This window comes from Microbacterium sp. NPDC086615 (assembly GCF_040686055.1).
Taxonomy (GTDB): domain Bacteria; phylum Actinomycetota; class Actinomycetes; order Actinomycetales; family Microbacteriaceae; genus Microbacterium.
This window is the reverse complement of the sequence record NZ_JBFBJJ010000002.1, coordinates 296,431-322,059: the sequence shown is the minus strand read 5'-3', so window position 1 is coordinate 322,059 and position 25,629 is coordinate 296,431. Positions and strand designations below refer to the sequence as shown.

The 25,629-nt window shown below is 70.1% G+C and carries 24 protein-coding genes; 16 read left to right on the top strand and 8 right to left on the bottom strand.

Translation table 11 applies throughout. The features are described from left to right. Positions 1 to 187 precede the first annotated feature (187 nt). Positions 188 to 2,302 carry a S9 family peptidase gene (locus AB0O24_RS03805; RefSeq protein ID WP_363372658.1) on the bottom strand — a complete coding sequence of 705 codons (2,115 nt, stop codon included), beginning with the start codon at positions 2,300 to 2,302 and terminating at the stop codon, positions 188 to 190. Between the two features lie 223 nt (positions 2,303 to 2,525). Between AB0O24_RS03805 and AB0O24_RS03800 the strand changes: the two genes are divergently transcribed. The 4 genes from AB0O24_RS03800 (at position 2,526) to AB0O24_RS03785 (ending at position 6,731) form a co-directional block, all read left to right on the top strand. Continuing rightward, on the top strand, positions 2,526 to 3,740 hold the full coding sequence (locus tag AB0O24_RS03800) for an inorganic phosphate transporter (RefSeq protein ID WP_058597707.1): 1,215 nt from the start codon (positions 2,526 to 2,528) through the stop codon (positions 3,738 to 3,740). Beyond that, on the top strand, positions 3,737 to 4,066 hold the full coding sequence (locus AB0O24_RS03795) for a peptidase (RefSeq protein ID WP_275800051.1): 330 nt from the start codon (positions 3,737 to 3,739) through the stop codon (positions 4,064 to 4,066). Before AB0O24_RS03800 ends, AB0O24_RS03795 begins: the two co-directional genes overlap by 4 nt. Positions 4,067 to 4,114: 48 nt before the next feature. Continuing rightward, a complete protein-coding gene (locus tag AB0O24_RS03790) occupies positions 4,115 to 5,014 on the top strand; it encodes a phosphodiesterase (protein ID WP_275800049.1) in 900 nt (299 codons plus the stop codon). A 253-nt stretch (positions 5,015 to 5,267) separates the two neighbouring features. Further along, positions 5,268 to 6,731 carry an aspartate ammonia-lyase gene (locus AB0O24_RS03785; RefSeq protein ID WP_275800048.1) on the top strand — a complete coding sequence of 488 codons (1,464 nt, stop codon included), beginning with the start codon at positions 5,268 to 5,270 and terminating at the stop codon, positions 6,729 to 6,731. Between the two features lie 55 nt (positions 6,732 to 6,786). Here AB0O24_RS03785 and AB0O24_RS03780 read toward each other — a convergent pair whose 3' ends face one another. Further along, positions 6,787 to 7,653 carry a fumarylacetoacetate hydrolase family protein gene (locus tag AB0O24_RS03780; protein WP_275800047.1) on the bottom strand — a complete coding sequence of 289 codons (867 nt, stop codon included), beginning with the start codon at positions 7,651 to 7,653 and terminating at the stop codon, positions 6,787 to 6,789. A gap of 83 nt (positions 7,654 to 7,736) precedes the next feature. Here AB0O24_RS03780 and AB0O24_RS03775 point away from each other — a divergent pair, with 83 nt between their 5' ends. From AB0O24_RS03775 to AB0O24_RS03765, 3 genes are all read left to right on the top strand, one after another. Continuing rightward, complete coding sequence (locus AB0O24_RS03775) at positions 7,737 to 8,897, top strand: PrsW family intramembrane metalloprotease (RefSeq protein ID WP_363372653.1); 1,161 nt, start codon at positions 7,737 to 7,739, stop codon at positions 8,895 to 8,897. A 199-nt stretch (positions 8,898 to 9,096) separates the two neighbouring features. Further along, positions 9,097 to 9,462 carry an FKBP-type peptidyl-prolyl cis-trans isomerase gene (locus AB0O24_RS03770; protein WP_013583439.1) on the top strand — a complete coding sequence of 122 codons (366 nt, stop codon included), beginning with the start codon at positions 9,097 to 9,099 and terminating at the stop codon, positions 9,460 to 9,462. A 141-nt stretch (positions 9,463 to 9,603) separates the two neighbouring features. Further along, positions 9,604 to 10,164 (top strand): YceI family protein, encoded by a 561-nt coding sequence (locus tag AB0O24_RS03765; protein WP_307387015.1) that lies wholly within the window; start codon positions 9,604 to 9,606, stop codon positions 10,162 to 10,164. 67 nt (positions 10,165 to 10,231) lie between these two features. Here the strand turns inward: AB0O24_RS03765 and AB0O24_RS03760 are convergent, their stop codons facing one another. The 3 genes from AB0O24_RS03760 to AB0O24_RS03750 all read right to left on the bottom strand — a co-directional run bounded on the left by AB0O24_RS03760 (position 10,232) and on the right by AB0O24_RS03750 (position 12,890). Then, positions 10,232 to 11,149, bottom strand: coding sequence for a DMT family transporter (locus AB0O24_RS03760; RefSeq protein ID WP_275799347.1), 918 nt, complete (start codon positions 11,147 to 11,149; stop codon positions 10,232 to 10,234). A 218-nt stretch (positions 11,150 to 11,367) separates the two neighbouring features. Further along, positions 11,368 to 12,672, bottom strand: a complete 1,305-nt coding sequence (locus AB0O24_RS03755) for an MFS transporter (protein WP_363372648.1) — start codon at positions 12,670 to 12,672, stop codon at positions 11,368 to 11,370. Further along, positions 12,669 to 12,890 (bottom strand): DUF167 domain-containing protein, encoded by a 222-nt coding sequence (locus AB0O24_RS03750; protein ID WP_363372646.1) that lies wholly within the window; start codon positions 12,888 to 12,890, stop codon positions 12,669 to 12,671. The genes AB0O24_RS03755 and AB0O24_RS03750 overlap by 4 nt, the downstream gene beginning before the upstream one ends. Before the next feature lie 348 nt (positions 12,891 to 13,238). On the opposite strand from AB0O24_RS03750, the gene rpsO reads away from it, so the two are divergent. After that, positions 13,239 to 13,508, top strand: coding sequence for a 30S ribosomal protein S15 (gene rpsO / locus AB0O24_RS03745; protein WP_013583433.1), 270 nt, complete (start codon positions 13,239 to 13,241; stop codon positions 13,506 to 13,508). Positions 13,509 to 13,748: 240 nt separating this feature from the next. Here the strand turns inward: rpsO and AB0O24_RS03740 are convergent, their stop codons facing one another. Continuing rightward, entirely contained in the window at positions 13,749 to 14,765 is a 1,017-nt protein-coding gene (locus AB0O24_RS03740) for a 2-oxoglutarate and iron-dependent oxygenase domain-containing protein (protein WP_275797616.1), read from the bottom strand. A gap of 288 nt (positions 14,766 to 15,053) precedes the next feature. Between AB0O24_RS03740 and efeU the strand changes: the two genes are divergently transcribed. The 3 genes from efeU to efeB are packed head-to-tail and all read left to right on the top strand — an operon-like array spanning position 15,054 to position 18,651. Beyond that, complete coding sequence (efeU, locus tag AB0O24_RS03735; protein ID WP_275797614.1) at positions 15,054 to 16,085, top strand: iron uptake transporter permease EfeU; 1,032 nt, start codon at positions 15,054 to 15,056, stop codon at positions 16,083 to 16,085. After that, entirely contained in the window at positions 16,082 to 17,311 is a 1,230-nt protein-coding gene (gene efeO / locus AB0O24_RS03730) for an iron uptake system protein EfeO (RefSeq protein ID WP_363372642.1), read from the top strand. The genes efeU and efeO overlap by 4 nt, the downstream gene beginning before the upstream one ends. A 2-nt stretch (positions 17,312 to 17,313) precedes the next feature. Then, positions 17,314 to 18,651: an iron uptake transporter deferrochelatase/peroxidase subunit gene (gene efeB, locus AB0O24_RS03725; protein WP_363372640.1), complete on the top strand. Its 1,338-nt coding sequence runs from the start codon at positions 17,314 to 17,316 to the stop codon at positions 18,649 to 18,651. 306 nt (positions 18,652 to 18,957) lie between these two features. Here efeB and AB0O24_RS03720 read toward each other — a convergent pair whose 3' ends face one another. Then, a complete protein-coding gene (locus AB0O24_RS03720; protein ID WP_363372638.1) occupies positions 18,958 to 20,043 on the bottom strand; it encodes an acyltransferase family protein in 1,086 nt (361 codons plus the stop codon). A 137-nt stretch (positions 20,044 to 20,180) separates the two neighbouring features. On the opposite strand from AB0O24_RS03720, the gene AB0O24_RS03715 reads away from it, so the two are divergent. The 3 genes from AB0O24_RS03715 to AB0O24_RS03705 all read left to right on the top strand — a co-directional run bounded on the left by AB0O24_RS03715 (position 20,181) and on the right by AB0O24_RS03705 (position 22,847). Continuing rightward, positions 20,181 to 21,410, top strand: a complete 1,230-nt coding sequence (locus AB0O24_RS03715; protein ID WP_275798733.1) for an LLM class flavin-dependent oxidoreductase — start codon at positions 20,181 to 20,183, stop codon at positions 21,408 to 21,410. A 1-nt stretch (position 21,411) separates the two neighbouring features. After that, on the top strand, positions 21,412 to 22,056 hold the full coding sequence (locus tag AB0O24_RS03710) for a CE1759 family FMN reductase (RefSeq protein WP_275798735.1): 645 nt from the start codon (positions 21,412 to 21,414) through the stop codon (positions 22,054 to 22,056). Between the two features lie 188 nt (positions 22,057 to 22,244). Beyond that, a complete protein-coding gene (locus AB0O24_RS03705) occupies positions 22,245 to 22,847 on the top strand; it encodes a class I SAM-dependent methyltransferase (protein WP_275798737.1) in 603 nt (200 codons plus the stop codon). A 180-nt stretch (positions 22,848 to 23,027) separates the two neighbouring features. On the opposite strand, the gene AB0O24_RS03700 is transcribed toward AB0O24_RS03705, so the two are convergent. Next, positions 23,028 to 23,810, bottom strand: a complete 783-nt coding sequence (locus AB0O24_RS03700) for a DNA/RNA non-specific endonuclease (protein ID WP_275796409.1) — start codon at positions 23,808 to 23,810, stop codon at positions 23,028 to 23,030. Between the two features lie 46 nt (positions 23,811 to 23,856). Here AB0O24_RS03700 and AB0O24_RS03695 point away from each other — a divergent pair, with 46 nt between their 5' ends. Then, positions 23,857 to 24,618: a fructosamine kinase family protein gene (locus AB0O24_RS03695; RefSeq protein ID WP_275796407.1), complete on the top strand. Its 762-nt coding sequence runs from the start codon at positions 23,857 to 23,859 to the stop codon at positions 24,616 to 24,618. A 41-nt stretch (positions 24,619 to 24,659) separates the two neighbouring features. Beyond that, on the top strand, positions 24,660 to 25,595 hold the full coding sequence (locus AB0O24_RS03690; RefSeq protein ID WP_363372634.1) for an AAA family ATPase: 936 nt from the start codon (positions 24,660 to 24,662) through the stop codon (positions 25,593 to 25,595). Positions 25,596 to 25,629 lie beyond the last annotated feature (34 nt).

Here is a 25,629-nt window from a genome sequence, read left to right as displayed (position 1 = left end):
GGGGAGGAACAGCGGTTCCGACGGCTCATGTCCCACTTCGTGCAGAAAGGAGGCTCCGTATCTGCACAAAAGGGGACACGCTGAGCGCACTGTCAAAACCATGTCCCATTTTGTGCGGAAAGGAGGCTCCAGATCTGCACAAAGTGGGACATGCAGCCGCCGGACGCGGTCGCAGCGGTCGCCCCGCTTACTCGGCCAGCCCCAGCACGTCCAGCAGCCAGGCCAGCTCGAACGCGCGCTCGCGCCACGCGTTGTAGCGGCCGCTGACGCCGCCGTGGCCGGCGACCATCTCGCACTTCAGCAGGGCGTCGGCGCCGACCTCGCGCAGGCGCTGGACCCACTTCGCGGGCTCGACGTACAGCACGCGCGTGTCGTTGAGCGATGTGACCGCGAGGATGCGCGGGTACTCCACCCCCGAGCGCACGTTCTCGTACGGCGAGTACGACTTCATGTACGCGTACACGTCGGCGTCGTGCAGCGGGTCGCCCCACTCGTCCCACTCGATGACGGTGAGGGGGAGCGACGGGTCGAGGATCGTGGTCAGCGCGTCCACGAACGGCACGTCGGCGAGGATGCCGGCAAACAGCTCCGGCGCGAGGTTCGCCACCGCGCCCATGAGCAGGCCGCCGGCGCTGCCGCCCTCGGCGACGATGCGATCGGGGGTCGTGTAGCCCTCGGACACCAGATGGCGCCCCGCGGCGACGAAGTCGGTGAACGTGTTGCGCTTGGCGAGGAGCTTGCCGTCCTCGTACCACTGGCGCCCCATCTCTCCGCCGCCGCGCACATGCGCCACCGCGAAGATCACGCCACGGTCCAGCAGTGACAGGCGCGGCACCGAGAAGCCGGGCTCGATCGAGTGCTCGTACGAGCCGTACCCGTAGAGGTGCACCGGTCGCGGTGTCGAGCCGGGCTCGCCGAACGAGCGCTTCCACACGAGCGACACGGGCACTCGCGTGCCGTCGTCGGCGGGTGCCCAGACGCGGGCCTGCCCGTAGTCGGCGGGGTCGAAGCCGCCGAGGACCGGCTGCCGCTTGCGCAGGAGCAGTTCGCCGGTCGCGACCACGTAGTCGTACACGGTGCCGGGGGTCACGAACGAGCCGTAGCCCAGCCGCAGGACGGGCGGCGCCCACTCGGGGTTGCCCCCGCTTCCGACGCTGTAGAGCGGCTCGTCGAATGCGATCTCGTCGACGGCTCCGTCGGCGTACGAGAGCATGCCGAGGCGGGCGAGCCCGTCGCGCCGGTACGCGATGATGCCCCAGTCGCGGAAGGTGTCGACGCCGAGCAGGCGCTGGCCCACGCGATGCGGGACCACCGTCTCGCGCGGACCCTGGGGATCGGATGCCGGGACCCGGACGAGCTCGAAATCGAGCGCTCCGTCGTTATGGAGGATGTACAACACGTCCTCGCCGTCGACGACCGCGTGATCGACGGAGTACTCGACGCCCTCGCGCCGGGGCCAGACGATGCGGGCCTCGCCGCGCAGGTCGTCGGCGTCGATCAGACGGTCCTCCGACGTGATCGAGGAACCCACGCCGATCACGAGATAGCGGTCGCTGCGCGTGAAGTCGGCCCCGACCCAGTAGCGCTCATCGGGCTCGTGGAACAGCTTCTCGTCGGCATCCACCGCCGTACCGATCTCGTGCAGCCAGACGGTGTCGGGGCGCCATGCGTCGTCGACGGTGGTGTACACGATGAAGCGGCCGTCGGGAGAGAACGTCGCCCCCGAGAACGTGCCGGGGATCTCGTCGGGGAGCGTCTCGCCCGTGGTCAGGTCGCGCACGCGCACGGTGTACCGCTCGTCGCCGGCGACGTCGATGCCGTACAGCATGCGCGTGCCGTCGTTCGAGATCTCGAAGCTGCCGAGCGAGAAGAACTCGGTGCCCTCGGCCTCGACGTTGCCGTCGAAGAGCACCTGCTCGCCGGGGACGGGTTCGTCGGGCGAGAGCTGCGGCGGGGTCCAGTCGTCGGGCGAGGTCAGGGGAGCGCGGCACTGGATGCCGTACTGGGCGCCCGCTACGGTGCGTCCGTAGTACCACCAGTCGCCGCGACGAACGGGGACGGACAGGTCGGTCTCGAGCGTGCGTCCCTTGATCTCGCCGAAGATCTCGTCGCGGAGGGATGCCAGGTGCGCGGTGCGCGCGTCGGTGTAGGCGTTCTCGGCCTCGAGGTGCGCCACGACCTCGGCGTCGTCCTTCGCGCGCAGCCACTCGTAGGGATCGTCGAACGTGTCACCATGGTGCGAGCGGGGGACGGGACGACGGGCGGCGACGGGCGGAACGGACGAAACGTCGATATCGGTCACCCCTTTACGGTAGTCGGCCGCACCGACACTCCGCCTGGGCGTTCCCCAGCCGGGAAGAACCTGCGGATGCCGCGGCCTCGGGCCGCCCGGTTTGACCGTCGTGGTCGCCGGTGACATGATTTCCACGCGACCTCGGTGAACGGGTGTCGAACTCCAGGTGAACTCTTCGTTCGTCGCGCCGATCCCGTCGGCATCCCTTCTTCCTCCTCACGGAAAGCGAACGGTGGAGAGCGCAGCCCTCGTCATCGTGCTGGTCATCGGCCTGGCACTGTTCTTCGATTTCACCAACGGATTCCACGACACCGCGAACGCGATGGCCACGCCCATCGCCACCGGTGCGCTGAAACCGAAGGTCGCCGTCCTCCTCGCGGCCTGTCTGAACCTGGTCGGCGCTTTCCTGTCGACCGAGGTGGCGAAGACCATCTCGGGAGGCATGATCCGCGAGGATCAGCTCTCGCCCGAGATCTTCCCGCCGATCATCTTCGCGGGCCTGATCGGCGCGATCACCTGGAACATGCTGACGTGGCTGCTGGGGCTTCCCTCCAGCTCCTCGCACGCGCTGTTCGGCGGTCTCATCGGCGCGACCCTCGTGGGCGTCGGCGTCTCGGCCATCGACACGGGCGTCGTGCTCAGCAAGGTCATCCTCCCCGCCCTCATCGCGCCGCTCACGGCCGGCATCATCGCGTTCACGGTCACCAAGATCGCGTACGGCGTCACCCGCCGGTACGACACGAAGGCCGACGGCCGCGACGGCTTCCGCTGGGGGCAGATCTTCACCTCGTCGCTCGTGGCGCTGGCGCACGGCACCAACGACGCGCAGAAGACGATGGGCGTCATCACCCTCGCCCTCATCACGGTCGGGTGGCAGTCGGCATCCGATCCGGATCCGCACATCTGGGTCGTGTTCGCGTGCGCCATCACGATCGCCCTCGGCACCTACATGGGCGGCTGGCGCATCATCCGCACCCTCGGCAAGGGACTCACCGACGTCAAGCCGGCCCAGGGCTTCTCGGCCGAGACGTCGACGGCGGCGACCATCCTGGCATCCAGTGCTCTCGGCTTCGCCCTCTCGACCACGCAGGTCGCGTCCGGCTCGGTCATCGGCTCGGGCCTCGGGCGCCGCGGATCGACGGTGCGCTGGAACACCGTCGGCCGCATCATGATCGGCTGGGTCCTGACGCTCCCCGCCGCGGGTGCCGTGGGCGCCGCGGCCGCGCTCATCGTGGTGTGGCTGGGCGGCTGGGGTGTCGCGGTCGATGCGGTGATCGCCGTCGCGATCATCCTCGGCCTCTTCCTCCGCTCGCGCCGCGACTCGGTCACCTCGGCCAACGCGATGAGCGAGGTCGCCGACTCGGGAGCCGCCGTCAAGGTGCCGCGCAAGCCCGGCCCGACGCGTCGCCAACGCCGTCTCGAGCGCTCCGGGAAGGACGACGCGTGACCATCGACTGGGAAGCCTTCCTCCACGTCTTCGTCGCCGCCATCATCGGCGCCTCGATCGTGGTGACCTTCTACGCCCTCGGGCTGCGCCTGCTCGTGCGCGGCGGGCGCCCGCCCCTGGTCGCGCCGGTCGAGTTCACGGATGCCATCACCGTGCTCACCGACAAGCAGCGGCGCCGCGCCGAGAAGGCGGCGGCCAAGGCGGCGGCGCGCAATCCGCTCAGCGACGGGCAGAAGCGCATCGCTCTCGTCGGTGCGTACCTGTGTTTCGGGGTGTGCGCGGCGGCCGTCCTCGGCGCCCTGCTGCTGATCCTCTTCAACCACTGACGGTGCGCTCGCGGGTCGCGTGTCGGAGGCCTCTTCTAGGCTGAGCCCATGGCATCCGTGCAGTTCGGTCAGCACGCGCCCGCGCGGCGTGTGATCCTCCACCTCAGCGACACCCATCTGCTGGGCGGCGATCGCCTGCTCGGCGAGCGGTACGACACCGCCGCGAACCTCCGACGGACACTGGATGCCGCCGAGGCCACCGGCGTCCGTCCCGACGCCGTCGTGTTCACGGGTGACCTCACCGACCTCGGCGAGCCGGAGGCGTACCGGGCGCTGCGCGCGGCGGTCGAGCCGTGGGCCGAGCGTCTCGGAGCGCCGGTCGTCTGGGTCGCGGGAAACCACGATGAACGCCCCGCGCTGCGCGCCGGTCTCCTCGACGGAGAGCCGTCGCTCGAGCCCGTGACCGGCGTGTGGGACCTCGACGGACTCCGTATCATCGCGCTGGACTCGACCGTGCCGGGCTGGCACCACGGCGACCTCGACGCCGAGCAGCTGGAGTGGTTGCGCGGCGAGCTCGCGACCCCCGCACCCCTCGGCACGATCCTCGCCCTGCACCACCCGCCGCTCCCGACGCACATCCCCTTCTTCGACATCCTGGAGCTCCGCGACCAACCCCGACTCGCGGCGGCGATCGCGGGCAGCGACGTCCGTACGATCCTCGCCGGGCACCTGCACTACTCGACGTCGGGAACGTTCGCGGGCGTGCCCGTGAGTGTCGCGGCCGCGTCCTGCTACACGATGGATCTCGCCCGCCCGGCCGACGAGGTCAACGGCATGGATGCCGGCCAGTCCTTCCACCTCGTGCACGTCTGGGACGACACGATCACCCACGCCGTCGTCCCGGTGGTCGACGCCGACACCTCGGGCTACTTCACGCCCGCGTGGGTCGAGGAGATGGCTGCCCTCACCCCCGAGGGGCGGCTCGAGGCCTTCTCGCGCAAGCGCTGAGGGCGGTGCCGGTCACCGTTCCGCGCCGCGCCGGCCGCCACACCGCCGGCGCGCCCGCCGATGCCGAGCGCCGCGCCCGGCCGCCGCTGCCCACCGAGCCGACCGCTTCGCCCGCCATGTCCGAGCGCAGCGCCCGCAACCGACACCGCGGACGGTCCGAGGATGCCGACAGGCCGTCGCGTCCAGGGGTGCTCGTGGTTCCGGTGGTTAGGCTCGTGGCATCCCCTTTCACGTGACCCCACAAGGACGACACATGACTCTGGACGCAAAGACGCGTACCCGCACCGAGACCGACTCCCTGGGAACGCTCGAGATCCCCCTCGACGCGTATTGGGGCATCCACACCGCCCGCGCGCTGGAGAACTTCCCGATCGCCAAGCGACCGATCTCGGTGTATCCGGACCTCGTGCGCGCCCTCGCCATGGTCAAGCAGGCCTCGGCCCGCGCCAACCGCGAGATCGGCGTGCTCGACCCGGCGAAGGCCGACCTCATCGACCGCGCCGCGCAGCGAGTGATCGACGGCGAGTTCCACGACGAGTTCGCGGTGGGCGTCATCCAGGGCGGCGCCGGCACCTCGACCAACATGAACGCGAACGAGGTCATCACCAACATCGCGCTCGAGATGGCGGGGCGCGAGAAGGGCGATTACGCGTTCCTCTCGCCGATCGACGACACCAACCGCAGTCAGTCGACGAACGACGTCTACCCGACCGCGATCAAGATCGGGCTCGCCCTCACGCTGAAGAGCCTTCTCGAAGAGCTGGCGCTGCTGCGTCAGTCGTTCCTCGTCAAGGCCGACGAGTTCCACGACGTCCTCAAGGTCGGCCGTACGCAGCTGCAGGATGCCGTGCCCATGACGCTGGGGCAGGAGTTCCACGGCTTCGCCACCACGCTCGGCGAGGACTACAGCCGGCTCACCGAGAACGCGTACCTGCTGTACGAGATCAACATGGGCGCCACGGCCATCGGCACGGGCATCACCGCGCACGCGGGATACGGCAAGGCCGTGCTGCGGCACCTGCGCGAGATCACGGGTCTCGACCTCGAGACGGCGACCGACCTCGTCGAGTCGACGAGCGACACGGGCGCCTTCATGTCGTTCTCGTCGTCGCTGAAGCGCAACGCGATCAAGCTCTCGAAGATCTGCAACGACCTGCGCCTGCTCTCGAGCGGTCCGCAGGCGGGCCTGGGCGAGATCAACCTCCCGCCGCGCCAAGCGGGTTCGAGCATCATGCCCGGCAAGGTGAACCCCGTCATCCCCGAGGTCGTCAACCAGGTCGCGTTCTCTGTGGTCGGCGCCGACATGACCGTGACGATGGCGGTCGAGGGTGGCCAGCTGCAGCTCAACGCCTTCGAGCCGGTCATCGCGCACTCGATCTACCAGTCGATCACCTGGATGCGCCAGGCGATGTGGACGCTCCGCGTCAACTGCGTCGACGGAATCACGGCGAACCGCGAGCGTCTGGGTGCGATGGTCGGTTCCTCGGTCGGCGTCGTCACCGCCCTCACGCCGTTCATCGGCTACGCGGCGGCTGCGGCGCTCGCGAAGACGGCCCTGCTCACGCACCGCAACGTCGCCGACCTCGTCGTCGAGGCGGGGCTCATGTCTCGCGAAGAGGTCACCAAGCAATTGTCGCCCGCGCGGCTGTCGGGCCTGCACCCGATCACGCAGGCCATCCCGGTTCAGCGCGCCGCGGACAGCGTCGTCGAGGAGTGAGCGAACGCGAGAGGGGCGGGACCGCTCGGCCCCGCCCCTCTCGCGTGTCGTGCCGTCAGTCCAGGATGCGGCAGTGCGTCGTCAGCTCACCGATCCCGTCGATGCCGACGGTGACGGTCGAGCGGTCGCGGAGGAAGATCTGCGGGTCGCGCGAGTAGCCCGCGCCTCCGGGACTTCCCGTCGAGATGAGGGTTCCGGGCAGGAGAGTCGCCGACTCGGACAACTTGTGGATGAGCGTCGCGACCGACCGCACCATCTGGCCGGTGCTGGCATCCTGAACCGTGTGCCCGTCGACGACGGTCCAGATGTGCAGGTCCTGCGGGTCGGGGATCTCGTCGGCCGTCACGACGAACGGACCCGTCGGGGTGAAGCCGTCGAACGACTTGCAGCGCGACCACTGGGCTTCCGAGAACTGGATGTTGCGCGCCGTGATGTCGTTGACCACGGTGTAGCCCCAGACATGCTCGAGGGCGTCGGCCTCGGCGACGTCTCGGCCCGGGCGGCCGATGATGACGCCGAGCTCGGCCTCGTAGTCGACCGCCTCGCTGAGCGCGCGGGGCCACGACGTCGTCGCCTCGTGCGCGGTGAGCGAGTTCGGCCACAGGACGAACACGGTCGGGCCGGCGTCGGTCTTCAAGCCCAGTTCGCCCGAGTGCGCGGCGTAGTTCAAGCCGACCGCGAGGATCGACGGGGGAGCGAGCACCGCCGACGCGAAGGCGACACCGGACAGCGGATGCCGTGGCGCGGAGGGCGCGGCATCCCGAACCCGCTCGAGGAGCTCGTCGCCGCCGACGATGAGCTGCTCGAGAGTGCGGGGCGCACCGTCGAAGAACTCGTCGACGAAGGAGAACTCTTCGGCGTAGACGCTGACCAGTCGAGGGGACTCCGCCCCTTCCGGGGAACGGACGTGGGCGAAACGCATGCCTCCACGCTACCGGGCGCCCCGCGTCGACCGGTTCCACAACCCTCGAATCGAGTCTCCGGACGGCCCCTAGGCTGTGTCGCATGAGCTACCCCTCGCCGCTCTCTCAGCCCTCTCCCGGGCAGCCGGCCCGCATCTCGACGACCCCGCCCGTCGCCGTCTCGGCCGCTCCGCCCCGGCTGCGCGGAGGGGGAGTGGCGCTGTGGATCGTCGCGGCGCTGCTCGTTCCGGTGCTGGCGTTGCTGGTGCTGTACTTCACGCGGTTCCTCGGGCCCGCGGCATCCTTCACCGGGCTCGTGCTGGCGGCCATCCCGTTCGTCGTCGTCTGGTTCGTGGTGCGCTACATCGACCGGTGGGAACCCGAGCCGCGCCGCCTGCTGATCTTTGCGGCCGCGTGGGGCGCGGTGGCTTCGGTGGCGATCGCGCTGGGCGTCGACCTCCTGGTGACCGTGGTCACGGGAGGACTGCCGGATGCCGTGAGCTCGGTCGTTCAGGCGCCGATCGTCGAAGAGGTCGCCAAGGGTCTCGGCGTGCTGCTCCTCTACGCTTTCGCGCGTCGCTTCTTCGACGGGCCCGTCGACGGGATCGTGTACGGCGCCCTCATCGGCGCAGGATTCGCGCTGACCGAGAACGTGCAGTACTTCGCGATCGGATACCTCGAGGGGGGTCCGGGGGAGGTCGCGACGACGTTCTTCCTCCGCGCGGTCCTGTCGCCGTTCGCTCACGTCATGTTCACCAGCCTCACCGGCTTCGCCTTCGGGCTGGCGGCGCGGCGGTCGCTGCGGACGGGCCAGGCGCTGAGCTACGCCGTTCCCGGACTGATCGGGGCGATCGTGCTGCACGCGGTGTGGAACGGATCGGCCACGTTCTTCAACTTCTTCGAGGTGTACGCGACGCTGCAGGTGCCGTTGTTCGTGGCGTTCATCGTCGGCATCCTGCTGCTCCGCCGCGAGGAGTCCCGGCTCACCCGCGCCCGCCTCGGCGAATACGCCGACGCCGGGTGGTTCACCCCGCAAGAGGTCGAGATGCTCGCCACCGCCCCCGGACGCCGCTCGGCGGTGGCCTGGGCGCGCACGCTGCGCGGCGACCGCTCCGGCATCATGAACAGCTTCATCGTGGATGCCACCGCCCTCGCGGCCGCGCGACAGCGCGCGCTCTCGGGCCGGGATCCGCACGCGGTGGCGACCGAGCGTCAGCTGCTGGAGCGGACGACGGCGGCACGCGCGGCGTTGCTCGCGCCGTGAGGCGGGGTGACCCGTTGCTGCTTCCTGTGCCCCGCGCCGGCGTCCGCCGCACCGGGGTCTTGACAGCGCGGCGACGCGGGAGCACCATCGATGTAGGCCAACTCAGCGCCCGGGAGACACGCAGGCATCGCCGCGGCACCGGGCGCTGAGTCTTTGTCCAGGGGCTTTTCGAAGGGGCCGGGCGTGCTTGGATGGACCCATGACTGATCGCACCAAGCCGGAGTTCGACGCTCCCAGCGGCCCCGCCCCCTCCGACCTCGTCATCCGCGACATCATCGTCGGCGACGGTGACGAGGCCAAGCCCGGCGACACCGTCACCGTGCACTACGCCGGTGTCGAGTACGAGTCGGGCGAGGAGTTCGACTCCTCGTGGGGACGCGGCGAGAGCATCCAGTTCCCGCTCCGTGGCCTGATCCAGGGCTGGCAGGACGGCATCCCGGGCATGAAGGTCGGCGGACGCCGCGAACTCGTGATCCCGCCGCACCTGGCCTACGGCCCCGCCGGTGGCCACTTCCTCGGCGGCAAGACCCTGATCTTCATCATCGACCTGCTCAAGGTCGGCTGACGACATCCGATGTTCACGAACCCGAGGGGGCTGCGGCACCCTCGGGTTCGTCTTTTTTCACGATCGTGGAATACATTCGTGTGAATGGGAGTTTCCTCCCCGCAGGACGCCGATTCGGCTCCCCAGACCTTTAGGAGTGACATGACCGACGCAACGACCCTCGACATCCCCGGTTACAAGGCGGGCACCTGGGTGCTCGACCCCTCGCACAGCGAGGTGACCTTCACCGTGCGTCACATGATGATCTCCAAGGTGCGCGGCACCTTCGGCATGAAGAGCGCCACGCTCGTCGCCCCCGAGAACCCGCTCGAGGCCACCGTCGAGGCGTCCGTCGACGTCACCTCGGTCGACACCAAGGACGAGGGCCGCGACCAGCACCTCCGTTCGGCCGAGTTCTTCGACACCGAGACCTACCCGACCATGGACTTCCGCTCCACCGGCGTCCGCGTCGAGGACGGCGACTTCCTCGTCGACGGTGAGCTGACCATCCGCGGCGTCAGCAAGCCCGCCACCTTCTCCATCGACTTCGGCGGCTTCGGCACCGACCCGTGGGGCAACTACAAGGCCGGTGCGACCGCCAAGACGGTCATCAACCGTGAAGACTTCGGCCTCACCTGGAACGCCGCTCTCGAGACCGGCGGCGTCCTCGTCGGCAAGGACGTCACCATCGAGCTCGACCTGCAGTTCGCGCTCCAGGCGTGATCTCCTCGAAGGCCCGGATGCCACGGCATCCGGGCCTTCGTCGTTCGCGGGCGCGGTCTCGGACAGGTCAGACGCGGGCGCGCCGCGACAGGCGCAGCCGCTGCTGCACGAGCAGAATGCCGAGGAAGACCACGGCCGCGCCCACCGGCTCGTTCCACGAGATGCGCTCGCCGAGGATCAGGATGCCGAGAGCCACCCCGACCACCGGGGTGATGTAGGTCACGGTCGAGGCGCGGGTGGGACCCCAGGCGCGCAGGGTGTTCTGGTTCCAGACGTAGGCGATCCCCGTGCCGAGCACGCCGAGAGCGACGATGCTGCCCACGACCGGGAGTGTGAGGTGCATCGGTTCGGCGAGGATCAGCGGCGACAACAGCACCATGAACGCGGCGGCGGGGCCGATGTAGCCGAACGCGAAGGCGATGCCCGAGAGACCCGTGTCACCGAGGAAGCGGCGCATGTACGCGAGGCTGAAGCCGTAGCAGGCCGTCGCGCCGAGGAGGGCGAGCTGTGCGATCGTGCTGCCGCCGACATCGGCGATCGCCCCGGGCGCGATGATGACGACGACGCCGAGGATGCCGATCGCGATCCCGACGAGTTGGCCGACCTTGAGGCTCTCGACGCGGAACACCGCCCACGCCATGATCGCGGTCATGATCGGCGTGGTCGCGTTGAAGATGCTTGCCAGCCCCGATGACACGTGCTGCTCCGCCCACGCGAACAGCAGGAACGGCACGACGCAGAAGCTGAGCGAGAGCACGCTCAGGTGGCCCCAGACGCGACCGTCCCGCGGAAGGCGCTCGCGACGGATCGCGACGATCGCCGCCAGTGCGAGAGCGCCGAAGAGCAGGCGACCGCCCGCGACCTGCGCCGGGCTCATGCCGTCGAGCGCGATCGCGATGAAGAGGAAGCTCGAGCCCCACACGATGCCGGTGAGCACGAACTGCACGGCGATCGAGACGGGGGACGGGGAGGAAGAGGATGCCACGATCCCGACGATACGGCCGAGGTGCAGCGCCGCGCGCCGTCGGGGAGTGCGACGGCGGAAATCCGCTCAGATTCGGCAGACGCGGTGCCGGGTGCGTGCGCCCGGCGCCGGGCCCCGCCGGCCGCGCTGGTCCCGCCCATAAACGCTTCTGGCGCGCAGAAACACGAGCACACCGTGTTTCCGTGCGCGGATGGCGTTTATGCGTGGCGCAGCGCGGTTCAGGGCTGAGGGTCGAGCGCGTCGTACTGCCGGAATCGCGGCGAGAAGCGCACGAGCGTGCCGACGAGCGCCAGGATCAGGATGCCGCCGAACAGGGGCGGCACCCAGAGGGCGGTCAGGGTCGCGAGGGTCCCGGCGTAGAGCGCTCCGACACGGGGTCCACCGGCCACCACGACGATGAAGATGCCCTGGAGGCGCCCGCGCATGGCATCCGGGACCGCCGCCTGCATCATCGTCGAGCGGTAGATCGCGCTGACGTTGTCGGCCGCGCCGGAGACGGCGAGCGTGACCGCCGCCAGAACGATCAGCGCGACCGCGGCGTGGGTCTCGTCGACGACATCGGGACGGAGCCACCCGAGGCTGGCGGCGACGAGAACCAGGCCGAACAATCCGATGGACAGCCCGTAGACCTGGATGGCCCGCTCGATCCCGAGGCCCTGGCGGCGAACGCGCCCGATGGGGCCGGAGAAGAGGCTAGAGAGGAAGGCACCGGCGGCGACGGCCGCGGTGAGAACCCCGGTGGTGATCGCTCCGCCGCCGAGGAGCACGGCGCCGATCGCGGGGAAGAGCGTCACGGGCTGACCGAACGTCATCGCGATGATGTCGAGGATGTACTGCAGGCGGATGTTCGGGGCGCGGCGGAGGAAGCGGGCGCCGTCGCGGAGGGATTCGAGACCAGGGCGTACGACCTCACCCTCGGGACGCAGGCGCGGAAGCGACCAGAGCCCGAGGAACAGCGACGTCATCAGCAGCACGTCGAGCGAGTACGTCCAGGCATAGCCCGCGACGGCGACGAGAACACCGGCCAGCGCGGGGCCGGCCATGACCATGATCCCGACGGTGACGCCCTGCAGGGCTGCGGCCGCCGGCAGCAGCTCGCGCGGAATCAGCCGCGGGGTGATCGCCGACTTGGTCGCCATGACGATCGAGTTCGCCGCGGAGTTCACGACGCTCAGGACGAACAGCCACCCGACCGTCTCGAGGCCCGTCCAGGCGAGGGCCGCCAGCAGCGCGGTCGAGACGAACGTGACCACGGCCGCGAGGAGCGCCACGGTGCGCCGGTCGAACGCGTCGGCGAGCATGCCGCCGTACAGTCCGGCGAGGATCATCGGGAGCAGCCCCGCCACCGCGATCATCGACACGGCGAAGGTGCTCTGCGTCAGCTCGAACACGTGCAGCATGACCGCCACGACGGTGAGCTGCCCGCCGAGGCCCGCGAGGGTCGAACCGATCCACAGACGCGCGAACGCGGGGGAGGTGGTGAGCGGACGCAGGTCGATGAACGCGCTCCGGCGGGCCGTCACGCGTCGACCTCGACACGTTTGATGCGCGCTGTGTGTCCGCGGAGGATCTCGACATCGCGGGCCGGTACGCCGAAGTGAGCCGCGAGAGCCTTCACCACACCGGCGTTCGCCGCACCGTCGACCGCGCGCTCGCGCACGTGCACCACAAGACCCTCGGCGGTGTCTTCGACGAGGGGACCGCGTCGACTGCCGGGCTTGACGCGGACCGTGAGCTGCACGAATCGAGGCTACGCCAGGCCTCCGGCATCGGGGCGGTGGTGGTCCGGATGCATGACCGGTGGGGAAGGCGATTCCATGGGGCGCTGTCGAGACACCACCAGCCCCACCCGTCATGCATCTGAGCCACGGGCAGTGTGCGGCGGCGCCGGGCGCGCAGGGGGCCGGAAGTGGCGCCGCCGGGAGCGACGGTGCGTCACCCGGGTACGGCGGCGCCGGGCGCGGAGCGGTGCGGTGGCGGCATCCCGATGCTGGTAGACTCATGCGGTTGCCGTTCGATCGGCCGCGGATAAAGAGAGCCCACGCATCAGGCGTCGGGCGCCGCGCAACGAAGAGGAAGGGGATCACCTATGGCACTGGAAGCAGACGTCAAGAAGGCGATCATCGAAGAGTACGCGACGCACCCCGGTGACACCGGATCCCCCGAGGTGCAGGTCGCGATGATGACGCAGCGCATCAAGGACCTCACCGAGCACCTCAAGATCCACAAGCACGACCACCACTCGCGCCGTGGACTCTTCCTGCTCGTCGGTCAGCGCCGTCGCCTGCTGGGTTACCTGCAGGACGTCGACATCAACCGTTACCGCTCGCTCATCGAGCGTCTCGGTCTGCGTCGCTAATCGCACCAGCGTTCAATCGCGCAAAACATTCTTGGAAGGCCGCCCCACGGTGTGGGGCGGCCTTCGTCATTCCCGGATGCCGTGGACTGGCGCCCCGCCACGCATAAACGCGATCCGCTCACATAAACGCGCTGTGCACGTGTTTCTGTGAGTGGATCGCGTTTATGCGTGTGGCCGGGCCGTGATCCGCGGCCACGGCGGCGGACTCGGGCGCCGAGCTCGGACGTCGGCGCGGCGGGCTCAGGACGCGGCGCGCGCGGCCAGGAGGTCAGCGTGCCAGCGCTCGGCCACGTCGGGGTGGGCGCGCAGGCGCGACTTGAGGGCGTTCTCGCCGTACGTCGCGTGGATGGGGTTCGTCGGGTCGTCCGTGACGCCGCGGACCTCGGATGCCAATTCCTCGGGCAGCTCGATGATCGGCAGGCGCGCGTCGAGGGCGGGGTTGAAGAAGAACGGCACCGAGATGCGCTCATCGGGGTAGGTCGGGGAGATCACGCGGTGGTTCGTGGCCGTGAGGTAGCCCTGCGTGGCGTACTCGAGCAGCTCGCCGATGTTCACCACGAACGCGCCGGGCACCGGGGGAGCGTCGACCCACTCGCCGTCGCGCTCGACCTGCAGGCCGCCCTTGCCGGGCTCGACCCACAGCAGCGTCAGTACGCCCGAGTCCTTGTGCGCGCCCACGCCCTGCTGGGGCGTCGGGTCGTCCTTGCCGGGGTAGCGCACGATCTTGATGAGGGTCTGCGGGTCGCCGAAGTGGCGGTCGAAGTACTGCTCCTCGGCGCCCAGGGCGAGGGCCCACGCGCGCAGCAGCTTCCGGGCGACGCCGGTGAGGTGGTCGTGCCACTCGGTGACGACCTCCTTCAGCTCGGGCTGCGCGGCCGGCCAGAGGTTCGGGCCGACCAGTCGGTTGTACCCCGGGCCCTCGGGGTCGTCGATCGCCGCGCGCTCGGGTCCGATGTCGATCTGCTCTCGCCAGTCGACGCGGCCCTGCGTGCGCTCGCCGCCGACCCGCGTGTAGCCGCGGAAGTGGGGGCTCGTGACGTTTTCGATCGCGAGCTTCTCGGCCTCGGGCAGGGCGAAGAAGTCCTTCGCCGCCTGCAGGAGCTTCGCCTCCAGCTCGGGGCTGACTCCGGTGCCCGTCAGGTAGAAGAACCCGACGTCGTGGGTCGCGGCACGCAGCTCATCCCGGAAGCGGGCGGCGGCATCCGGCCCCTGATCGAGGAGCGAGAGGTCGAGGACGGGGAGATTCAGGTCGGACATGCGACGAGGCTAGGTCGATCCGCGCGGGATCGTGTGAATGTTGCCGATGGTTACCGTCCGCACCGGATGCAGCATCCGCGGAGGCCATCGAACAGGATGCCGTCCCCTCGGCGCCGCGAAAAGACGGGCGTGGAGCGTGTGTGACGTCCGTGATCGCAAACCCCGCCGATCGGCGGGGTGCGAACAGGCCATGGAATTGCGTATCGTTTCCAGGTCAGGTGAGGCTGCCCTTACCTTCCCGCAGTGCCGCGGCGCCCCACCCCGAAACCGAAAGTCGGAATCCCGCCCGTGCTCGCAAGCTTCTTCGCCACGTTCCTCATCGGCCTCCGTGAAGGCCTCGAAGCGGCACTCGTCGTCGGCATCCTCGTCGCGTACCTCACCCGCCTGGACCGTCGTGACGCTCTGCCCAAGCTGTGGACCGGTGTCGGCCTCGCGATCGCCCTGGCGCTGACCGTCGGCGCGATCTTCACCTTCGGTGCGTACATGCTCACTTTCGAGGCCCAGGAGCTCCTCGGCGGGGGGCTGTCGTTGCTCGCCGTCGCGATGGTCACCTGGATGATCTTCTGGATGCAGAAAGCCGGGCGCACGCTGAAGGCGGGCCTCGAGGGTGGCGTCGACAAGGCCCTGCGCGGCGGGGTCTGGGCGCTCGTCGCGATCGGCTTCGTCTCGGTCGCGCGCGAGGGGGTCGAGACGACGCTGCTGCTGTGGTCGATGGTCCAGTCGTTCGGCGACACGCCCTACGCCCTTCTCGGCGCGCTGCTCGGACTGGTCGCCGCGGTCGTCCTCGGTTGGCTCATCGCCCGCGGCATGCTCCGGCTCGACCTCGGTCGCTTCTTCACCTGGACCGGCGGCTTCCTCGTCGTCGTCGCGGCGGGAGTGCTCGCCTACGCGTTCCACGACCTGCAGGAGGCGGGTGCCCTCCCGGGCCCGTTCGGCGCGGGCGCCCCGATCGACCCCGCGACCGGGCTCGTCGCCACCGGTTGGGCCGGCTTCCCGTTCGGCTGGGCGTTCGACGTCTCGGATGCCATCTCGCCGGGCGGTCCGCTCGCCGCGCTGCTGCAGGCCACCGTCGGCTTCATGCCCGCGATGACGTGGCTGCAGGTGATCGCCTGGGTGGTCTACATCGCCGTGGTCGTGCCCCTCTTCGTGCGCGGCGTGCGAGCCAACCGGCGCCCGAAGGCGACCGCGAGCCCCGCAGCCGGAACCTCCGCGTCGCATCCCGCCGATGTCCCCGCGGCCCACGCCGCCCCGCAGCTCTCCGACGCCGCTCGCGTGCCCGACGCCGCGGCATCCGTCACCCATCCGAATGGAGCATCATGACCCCGACTCGCCTCCTCGCGGCTGCGGCCGTGGCCGGCGCGGCCGCCCTCGTCCTCTCCGGCTGCGTCGCCAAGACCGACGCGGCCGCCTCCGGAGCCCTGACGGTCACCTCGACCGACGACGGCTGCGCGGTCTCGTCCGCCTCGGCGCCCAGCGGCACCGTCGCGTTCGACGTGAGCAACAAGAGCGACCAGGTCACGGAGTTCTACCTGCTGGCATCCGACGGCCTCCGTATCGTGGGTGAGGTCGAGAACATCGCCCCCGGCGCGTCGCGCAACCTCACCGTCGTGGCTCAGCCCGGTGACTACTTCACCCTCTGCAAGCCCGGAATGGTCGGCGACGGCGTCGGCAAGGCGAGCTTCTCGGTCACCGGCGACGCCGTTGCCGTCGAGGGCCCGGATGCCGAGCAGAAGCAGAAGGCGGTCGACCTCTACGCCGCGTTCGTCAAGGACCAGGTCGGTCAGCTGCTCCCCGCCGTGAAGACCTTCACGGCCGCGTACGAGTCGGGAGACGACGCCGCCGCGAAGGAGCAGTTCCCCCGCGTCCGCGCGTACTACGAGCGGATCGAGCCGATCGCCGAGGCGCTCGGCGACCTCGACCCCCGCATCGACTACCGCGAGGTCGACGCGGTGGCCGAGGGGCTGGATTGGACCGGGTTCCACCGCATCGAGAAGGACCTCTGGGTCCCCGCGCAGGACGCGTTGAACGCCGACGGTGAGACGCCCGCCTGGAAGGACTGGACCCCGTCGACCCCCGACGAGCGCAAGACGCACGGCGACAAGCTCGTCTCGGACGTCCAGGAGCTGTACGACTACGTCCACGGCGACGAGTTCACGCAGGCTCTCGACGCGCAGGGCGTCGCGGGCATCTCGAACGGCGCGATCGCGCTGCTCGACGAGGTCGCGAGCGGCAAGATCAGCGGTGAAGAGGACTGGTGGTCGGGGACCGACCTCTACGACTTCGCGGCGAACGTCGAGGGGTCGAAGATGGCCTTCTCGCTCGTGCGCGACTTCGCCGAGTCGAAGGGCGACAAGGGTGCCGAGCTCGTCACGAAGATCGACAAGGGGTACGCCGACCTCGAGGCCGCTCTCGCGGCGCACGGATCTGCCGACGCGGGCTTCGTCCCCTACTCGCAGCTGACCGAGGCCGACAAGCGCCAGTTCACCGACCTCATCAACGCCCTGGCCGAGCCGCTCTCGCAGCTGACGGTCACGGTGCTGGAGTGAGCGTGAGCGACGAAGAACGCGACACCACGGCTGCCGTCGGACCCGCGGGTCCGGCGGCAGCCGCGTCGCCGTCCGGCCCCGACGCGTCGGCGGGTGTGTCCCGGCGCGACCTGATCGGGTTGGCCATCGGGGCGAGCGCGACCAGCCTCGTCGTCGGCGCGGGCGCGGGCCTGGTCGGGGGTGCGGCGTACGGCCAGGACCAGGCGCGACGGATCATGGATGCCGCGGCCCCGGCGTCTGGCATCCATCAGCCCGGGATCACCACCCCGGTGCAGGAGCACCTCCACTTCGCGGCCTACGACATGATGGCGCGCACCACGCGCGACGATCTGGCGGAGTTGCTGTCGGACTGGACGTATGCCGCGAACCGCATGATGCAGGGCCTCGATGTGAGCGCCACCGGCGCGCTCGGCGGATCGCCCGATGCGCCGCCGGACGACACGGGGGAGGCCGTGGGGCTGCCGGCGAGCAACCTCACGATCACCTTCGGGTTCGGGCCCTCGCTCTTCGACGCCCGGTTCGGGCTCGAGGGGCAGCGCCCGGCGGGACTCGAACGGCTCCCCGCGTTCTTGAACGACGACCTCGACCCGCTGCGCTCCGACGGCGACCTGTGCATCCAGGCGTGCGCCGACGACCCGCAGGTGGCCGTCCACGCGATCCGCAACCTCAGCCGCATCGCTTTCGGCCGCGCGACGATCCGCTGGTCGCAGCTCGGCTTCGGGCGCACGTCGAAGACCACCGCGTCTCAGACGACCCCGAGAAACCTCTTCGGCTTCAAGGACGGCACGGCGAACATCCTCGCCGACGACACGGCTGCACTGGAGGAGAACGTCTGGGTCTCGGCATCCGAGGGCCCGGCGTGGCTTACGGGCGGGTCGTACCTCGTCGCGCGACGCATCGCGATGCTGATCGAGACGTGGGACCGCACGCGTCTCGCGGAGCAGGATCGCGTGGTCGGTCGCGACAAGGGGGCGGGGGCGCCGCTCTCGGGCGGCGACGAGTTCACCGCTCCCGACTTCTCGGCGGTCGGTCCGACCGGGAAACCGGCGATCGACCCCCGCAGCCACGTCAGCCTCGCGCACCCCGACAACAACGGGGGCATCCGGATCCTGCGCCGCGGCTACAACTTCGTGGACGGCACGACCGATCTCGGTCGGCTCAACGCCGGGCTGTTCTTCCTGTCGTTCCAGAAGAGCCCCGACCGATTCATCACCCTGCAGAAGGCCCTGTCCACGGATGCCATGGGCGAGTACATCCGCCACGTCGGCTCGGGGCTGTGGGCCGTGCCCCCGGCTCCGGCCGCGGGCGCGTCGATCGGGGCGGGGCTGCTCGGCGCGTAGGGACCTCAACCCAGGCGCGGGCGGGGTGTCGCCGTGAGGTGGCTGAGCCTGTCGAAGCCATCGGTCGTGTGCGTGGGGTCCGGTCCCTTCGACAGGCTCAGGGACCTGGCTTCGAGGGGTGGCTGAGCCTGCCGAAGCCACCGGGCGTGCGCGTGGGGTCCGGTCCCTTCGACAGGCTCAGGGACCTGGCTTCGAGGGGTGGCTGAGCCTGCCGAAGCCATCGGGCGTGTGCGTGGGGTCCGGTCCCTTCGACAGGCTCAGGGACCTGGCTTCGAGGGGTGGCTGAGCCTGTCGGCGTCGACGCGCCTACCGCGCCCCGCGCCCCGCGCCGAGCTCGCGGTCGCGGAAGAGCCACGGCATCCGGGGTTCCGCCAGCGGGCGCGTGAGGCGCCGGATCGGGCGGCTCGACAGGGCTACCGCGATGACCACGCTCGCGACGGCGACCACCGCGATCCACAGCCACGACGGCTCGAGTCCCCGCAGCACGCCCGACTGGCGGAACGGATAGAGCACGAACGTGTGCAGCAGGTAGACGTACATCGTGTAGCGCCCGAGGTGCGTCCAGCGGGTCTCGCCGCGGGGGACGAGCAGCAGGAACGCCGTCATCAGGATGAGCGCCAGGGCGATGATCGCCAGCCGGATGCCGCCGGCCCACCACTGCGGGGCGTCGAGGTCGACATACGGATCGACGAAGAAGAACCACGTGCCCAGGCGCACGTCGCGCCACGTGTCGACGAACACGAGGGCGAGCGCGCCGACGCCGGCGAGCACCGCTCCCGCGGCTACGCGCAGCCACACCGGTCGGGCGGCGAGCAGCCCCGCGCGCGCGACCACGTCGTGCTCGCGCAGCCACCACCCGAGGGTGAAGAACGGCAGGAGGCCGAGGAAGCGCGACACGGAGAACGTCGAGTCGATGCTCGGCAGGTACCCGGCGACGACCGAGATCGCCAGGGCCCACACCACGGGTGCGCGAAGCAGCGCAAGGTACGGCAGCACGAGTCGGAACAACGCGAGGGCGAGCAGGAACCACAGGGTCCACGACGGTTGCGCCGGATCGAGATTCGTTCTCCCCGTCACGAGGAACTGCGTGATCGTCCACAGCGTCTCGAAAATCAGGTACGGCGCGATCAGGTCGGTGAACAGGCGCGCCATGCGGTGGCGGGTCGGCTCGGCGGACGATGAGAAATAGCCCGCGACCAGCGCGAACAGCGGCATGTGGAACGCGTACACGAGCAGGTACAGCGCCTCGGCGGCATCCGAGTCGTAGGTCAGGCGCTGGATCGCGTGGCCGAAGACGACCAGCACGATCGCGGCGAACCGGGCGTTGTCCCAGAACGGGGTGCGGGTTGTCGCGAGAGACGTCGCGTGGGGCGGGGTCATGGCATCCGTCATCCCCGGCGACGATAATCGCGGCGTGAGGGTGGGTCCACGGGGGTGGATTCGGGATGCCGATGAGGTACGGCGGAATAAACCTCGGCGTGGTGCGTTCCACCATGTATATTCAGATGCATACAAATAGGAGGCGCATCATGAGTGAGAACACCTGGTCCGGAATGCAGTTCGGCGTCATGACGGTGAGCGACATCACCCAAGACCCCACCACGGGCAAGACGCCGAGCGAGGCCCAGCGCATCAAGGACACCCTCACGATCGCCAAGCACACCGAAGAGGTGGGACTCGACGTCTTCGCCCTCGGGGAGCACCACAACCCGCCGTTCTGGTCGTCATCGCCCACGACGACGCTCGCGTACATCGCCGCTCAGACCGAGCGCCTCATCCTCACGACCTCGACCACGCTCATCACCACGAACGACCCGGTGAAGATCGCCGAGGACTTCGCGATGCTGCAGCACGTGTCGGGCGGCCGCGCCGACCTCATGCTCGGCCGCGGCAACACCGGCCCGGTCTACCCCTGGTTCGGCAAGGACATCCGTCAGGGCCTGCCGCTGACCATCGAGAACTACGACCTGCTGCACAAGCTGTGGCGCGAGGACGTCGTCGACTGGGAGGGCAAGTTCCGTACGCCGCTGCAGGGCTTCACCTCGACCCCGCGTCCGCTCGACGGCGTGCCGCCGTTCGTCTGGCACGGCTCGATCCGCACGCCCGAGATCGCCGAGCAGGCCGCCTACTACGGCAACGGCTTCTTCGCGAACAACATCTTCTGGCCCAAGGAGCACTACCAGCGCCTCATCACGCTGTACCGCGAGCGCTTCGCGCACTACGGTCACGGCACGCCCCAGCAGGCGATCGTTGGCCTCGGCGGGCAGGTGTTCATGCGGTCGAACTCGCAGGATGCCGTGAAGGAGTTCCGCCCCTACTTCGACAACGCCCCGGTGTACGGCCACGGCCCGAGCCTCGAGGACTTCAGCGAGATGACCCCGCTGACCGTCGGCTCGCCGCAGCAGGTCATCGACCGCTACGCCGCGATGCGTGAGACGTTCGGCGACTACCAGCGCCAGCTGTTCCTCATCGACCACGCCGGTCTCCCGACGAAGACGGTGCTCGAACAACTCGACATCCTCGGCTCCGAGGTCGTCCCGGTGCTGCGCAAGGAGCTGCAGGTGAACCGTCCGGCCGAGGTCCCCGACGCGCCCACGCACGCCAACCTGGTCGAGAAGATCTACGCCGGTGCCGCCCCGCGCCAGGCCGTTCCCGGCGCGAACCGCGGCGACAACATGGTCGCGGGCAGCCCGTACCAGGATGCCGCGCCTCGCTCGGGCAGCGCTTTCGGCGCGGCCGCGACGAAGGTGGGTGCCTGACATGTCCGCTCGCCGTATCGCGGTCGTGACCGCGGGCCTGTCGACCCCCTCGTCGACGCGCATGCTCGGTGACCGGCTCGCTCACGCGGCGCTCGCCGAGCTCCGCGCCCGCGGAATCGACGCGACCTCCGACGTGTTCGAGCTGCGCGACTACGCGCACGACCTCACCGACAATCTGCTCACCGGCTTCGCTCCGGCGCCGCTGGAGCAGATGATCAACACGGTCGTGTCGGCCGACGGCATCATCGCCGTCACGCCGATCTTCTCGACGAGCTACTCGGGACTGTTCAAGTCGTTCATCGACGTGCTCGACCCGCAGGCGCTCACCGGCACCCCGGTGCTGATCGGCGCGAACGCCGGTACCGCGCGTCACTCGCTCGCGATCGATTACGCGATACGTCCGCTGTTCACCTACCTGCACGCCAATCCCGTGCCGACCGGCGTGTTCGCGGCCTCCAGCGACTGGGGTGCGAACGCCGACGAGGTCGCCCCGCTCGGTTCGCGCGTCGAGCGCGGAGCCCGCGAGTTCGCGGATGCCATCGCCGCGCGTGAGCCCGTCCGCGACGCCGACCCGTTCGATCCCTCGTCGTACCTCGGCGAGGGCCGGTCGTTCGGCCACCTGCTGGGCGGTCTGTCGGGCGAGTGATCCCGTGATCGAAGCCCCGTCGCCCGTGTGGGCGGCGGGGCGTCATGCCGTGGGCCTATGTGCGTCGAATCGGATCGGTGCACCGGAATCGGACCACTCGGGCGCTGGCATCCGATTCCATTGCGTGGGTCCGAATCCGCTGTGCTCGGGCCGGTGACTCTAGGGTGGGGGCGACGAAAGGGAGCCGAATGGATGCCGCGCAGTGGGACGAGCGTTATCGCGCCTCCGCCGGGGGAGTCTGGGCCGCCGAGCCACCCGCCGCCGTACGGGAGATCCTCGCGGGCCTCGCGCCCTCGACGGCGATCGATGTGGCGACGGGTGACGGACGCACCGCCGTGTGGCTCGCCGAGCGAGGTTGGACCTGCACCGGCGTCGACTTCTCGGGCGAGGGCCTCGCGCTCGCCGCGGCCCGTCCCGGTGGCGACGCCGTGGCGTGGGTGCGCGCAGACGTGCACGAGTGGGAGCCCGCGGCATCCGTGGATCTCGTCGTGTCGTGCTACCTGCACCTGACCGACAGCGCGGCGGCCGTCGCGCGGATGGCGACGTGGGTGAAGCCCGGGGGTGCGCTCGTGGTCATCGGCCACGACGTCGAGAACATCGCGGCGGGCGGTCACGGACCGTCCGATCCCGCGATCCTGTACACGCCCGAGCTGCTGCGCGGCGCGCTCGACGAGAGGTTCCGCATCGAACGGTGCGAGCGCATCACCCGGACGAGTGCGGATGCCGAGCTGCGCGACGGGCACGCGGCCGCCGCGATCGACACGCTGCTGTATGCGGTGCGCGCGCGCTGATCGCTCGCGCGCTTCAGAGTGCCGCGCTCCAGAGTGTGGTGTCTGAGCCAGCGAGGTCCCTGAGCCGGCGCGAGGTTCCCGAGTCGGCGCGAGGTCCCTGAGCTTGTCGAAGGGACCGGGTCTCGTCGCGGCGGTGGCTTCGACGAGCTCAGCCACCGGAGCCGCGCGCGGCGCCCGTGCTCACAGCACGATGTCGTCGAGGCTCCGGAGCTCCCGCGCGGCCACCGGGCGCAGGCCCCGACGCACGAACGTGTCGGCCGCGACGAGCGGACCTACGTCGATCCGCGCCTCGGTCGCGATGGCGGCGATCGGAACCTGGAACGTGCGGAACGCCCCGAGCGGCGGCACCGTCAGCCCCTGCCGCGTGTCGACGAGCTCGGTCTGATCGAGCACGAATCCGGCCGCCGCCAGCGCGTCCCCGGCGCGCCACGCGGCGATCTTCCAGAAGCGGAGCGGAACGCGGATGCCGCGATACGGCGGGTCGGTCTCGCCGAGGACCGGGGCAGTGAACACCGCGAGGCGCTGGTCCGTGGTCTCGGCGTACGCGAGCACGTGGTCCTCGAGCCCCAGCCACAGCTCTTTCGACTGGTTGAACCCGGCCGCTTGCGGGGCGGCGTTCGTGTAGAAGAACGTGGCCTCGGTGGCATCCCGAGCCTCGTCCGCCGAGCCCCAGCCGGGATCGCGTCGACGCACGAGGTGCCCGCGGTCGAGATCGTTGCGGCTGTAGATCTCGGGGCCGGCCTGCACGTCGGCGGCCACACGCGGATCGAGACGCCAGTCGCCCGTGCGCGGCTGCTCGCGCAGGGAGGCGCCGTCGATCACGACGCCCGTGACGGCGGCGAATCGGCGTTGCTCGTCGAGCAGTACCGAGAAGCGCGGATAGTCGAGCCGGGTCGTCGGCGCGACCGGTGCGGGCAGCGGAAGAGGGATGCCGAGGAAGTTCGGGTCGTAGCCGTCGCTCATGCCTCCATCGTGCCGGGGACTTCCGACATCACGACAGACTGGGGCGATGGAACAGCTCGTGAAGACCCGAGCCGACGCTCCCGCCGGCTTCTTCGCCGCGGAGGCCGCGGGACTCCGGTGGCTCGCCGCGGCCGAGGGTGCGCGCATCGCGCGGGTTCTCGACGTCTGCGGCGACCGCATCGCCCTCGAGCGCATCGCCGAGGCCCCGCCGACGGCCGCTGCCGCGACGGCCTTCGGCGCCGCGCTCGCCGCAACCCACGCCGCAGGGGCGGACGCGTTCGGCTCCCCGCCGCCCGGGTGCGAGGGCGACATCTTCATCGGTCGGCGTTCGCAGCCCGCGCGTCCGACGGCGACCTGGGGTGCGTTCTACGCGCACCAGCGCGTCGAGCCGTTCGTGCCGATCGCGGTCGCGGCCGGGAACCTCTCGGCATCCGGAGCCGAGGTCGTCCGCCGCGCGTGCGAGGCGATCGCGGCGGGCGCCTTCGACGACGACGAGCCGCCCGCGCGCCTGCACGGCGATCTGTGGACGGGAAACGTGCTGTGGTCGCCCGAGGGTGTCGTGCTCATCGACCCGGCGGCGCATGGCGGCCACCGCGAGACCGATCTGGCGATGCTCGCGCTGTTCGGCTGCCCGTTCCTCAAGCGGATCCTCGGGGCCTACGACGCCGCTCGACCGCTGCGCGACGGGTGGCGCGAGCGCGTGCCCGTTCATCAGCTGCACCCGCTGGCGGTACACGCGGCGGGCCACGGTCCCTCGTACGGTCGGGCCCTCGTCGACGCGGCGGAACGGACGCTCGCGCTCGCGTAAGCACACCCTGCTTGAGAACTCTTCTCAATAAGATGGATGCCATGACCGCCCCCGTCTTCCCCTTCACCGCCGTCGTCGGTCAAGACGAACTCCGTCACGCGCTCACCCTGTGCGCGGTCGACCCGGCCGTCGGCGGTGTGCTCGCGCTCGGCGACCGGGGGACGGGAAAGTCGACGACCGTGCGGGGCCTCGCGCAGCTTCTCGCGCGGGAGGAACTCGAGATGCCCGTCGTCGACCTGCCACTCGGGGCGAGCGAGGATCGCGTCCTGGGCTCGCTCGACATCGACAAGGCGCTGCGCGGCGAGATCGCCTACGCCCCGGGGCTGCTCGCGGCGGCGCACGGCGGCATCCTGTACATCGACGAGGTCAATCTGCTCGACGACTACCTCGTCGACCTCCTGCTCGACGTGGCCGCATCCGGGGTGAACACCGTCGAGCGCGACGGTCTCAGCCATACTCACCAGGCGCGGTTCGTGCTCGTCGGGAGCGGCAACCCCGAAGAAGGGGAGCTGCGGCCGCAGCTCGAAGACCGGTTCGGCCTGTCGACCCCGGTCGCCACGATCCGCGACGTCGAACAGCGATGGGAGATCGTGCGTCGGCGCTTGGCGTTCGAGCGGGACCCCGAGGGGTTCACCGCCCAGTGGGCCGACCGCGAGGAACGCTTGGCGGTCCGCGTCCGTGCGGCCCGCGAGCGGTGCGCCGACATCGCGCTCGGCGACGACGTGCTCGAGGCTGCGGTGCGGATCTGCGTCGATGCGCGCGCCGTGGGTCATCGCGCCGAGCTCGTGCTCGTCCGTGCCGCTCGCGCCGCGGCGTCACTCGCAGGACGCCCCGCCGTGACGGTTCACGATCTCGCAGCCGTCGCCGTTCCCGCCCTGCAGCACCGCACGCCGCGGACCGCCCTCGAATCCATCGCCGTTGCCGCGTCCCGGGTGCGCGTCGCGGCGTCCTCGGTGCTGGGTCGACGGGTTGCCTGAGCGGAGCCGGGGGAGAGGGGCCGGGGCGGCGGTC

Excerpts from the sequence above, each read along its gene's own strand:
- AB0O24_RS03695 (WP_275796407.1), top strand. The coding sequence starts at position 23,857 with ATGGAACAGCTCGTGAAGACCCGAGCCGACGCTCCCGCCGGCTTCTTC.
- AB0O24_RS03790 (WP_275800049.1), top strand. The coding sequence starts at position 4,115 with ATGGCATCCGTGCAGTTCGGTCAGCACGCGCCCGCGCGGCGTGTGATC.
- AB0O24_RS03700 (WP_275796409.1), bottom strand. The coding sequence starts at position 23,810 with ATGAGCGACGGCTACGACCCGAACTTCCTCGGCATCCCTCTTCCGCTG.
- AB0O24_RS03690 (WP_363372634.1), top strand. The coding sequence starts at position 24,660 with ATGACCGCCCCCGTCTTCCCCTTCACCGCCGTCGTCGGTCAAGACGAA.
- AB0O24_RS03770 (WP_013583439.1), top strand. The coding sequence starts at position 9,097 with ATGACTGATCGCACCAAGCCGGAGTTCGACGCTCCCAGCGGCCCCGCC.
- AB0O24_RS03775 (WP_363372653.1), top strand. The coding sequence starts at position 7,737 with ATGAGCTACCCCTCGCCGCTCTCTCAGCCCTCTCCCGGGCAGCCGGCC.
- AB0O24_RS03780 (WP_275800047.1), bottom strand. The coding sequence starts at position 7,653 with ATGCGTTTCGCCCACGTCCGTTCCCCGGAAGGGGCGGAGTCCCCTCGA.
- AB0O24_RS03715 (WP_275798733.1), top strand. The coding sequence starts at position 20,181 with ATGAGTGAGAACACCTGGTCCGGAATGCAGTTCGGCGTCATGACGGTG.
- AB0O24_RS03740 (WP_275797616.1), bottom strand. The coding sequence starts at position 14,765 with ATGTCCGACCTGAATCTCCCCGTCCTCGACCTCTCGCTCCTCGATCAG.
- AB0O24_RS03705 (WP_275798737.1), top strand. The coding sequence starts at position 22,245 with ATGGATGCCGCGCAGTGGGACGAGCGTTATCGCGCCTCCGCCGGGGGA.
- efeO (WP_363372642.1), top strand. The coding sequence starts at position 16,082 with ATGACCCCGACTCGCCTCCTCGCGGCTGCGGCCGTGGCCGGCGCGGCC.
- AB0O24_RS03710 (WP_275798735.1), top strand. The coding sequence starts at position 21,412 with ATGTCCGCTCGCCGTATCGCGGTCGTGACCGCGGGCCTGTCGACCCCC.
- AB0O24_RS03765 (WP_307387015.1), top strand. The coding sequence starts at position 9,604 with ATGACCGACGCAACGACCCTCGACATCCCCGGTTACAAGGCGGGCACC.
- AB0O24_RS03720 (WP_363372638.1), bottom strand. The coding sequence starts at position 20,043 with ATGACGGATGCCATGACCCCGCCCCACGCGACGTCTCTCGCGACAACC.
- AB0O24_RS03785 (WP_275800048.1), top strand. The coding sequence starts at position 5,268 with ATGACTCTGGACGCAAAGACGCGTACCCGCACCGAGACCGACTCCCTG.
- rpsO (WP_013583433.1), top strand. The coding sequence starts at position 13,239 with ATGGCACTGGAAGCAGACGTCAAGAAGGCGATCATCGAAGAGTACGCG.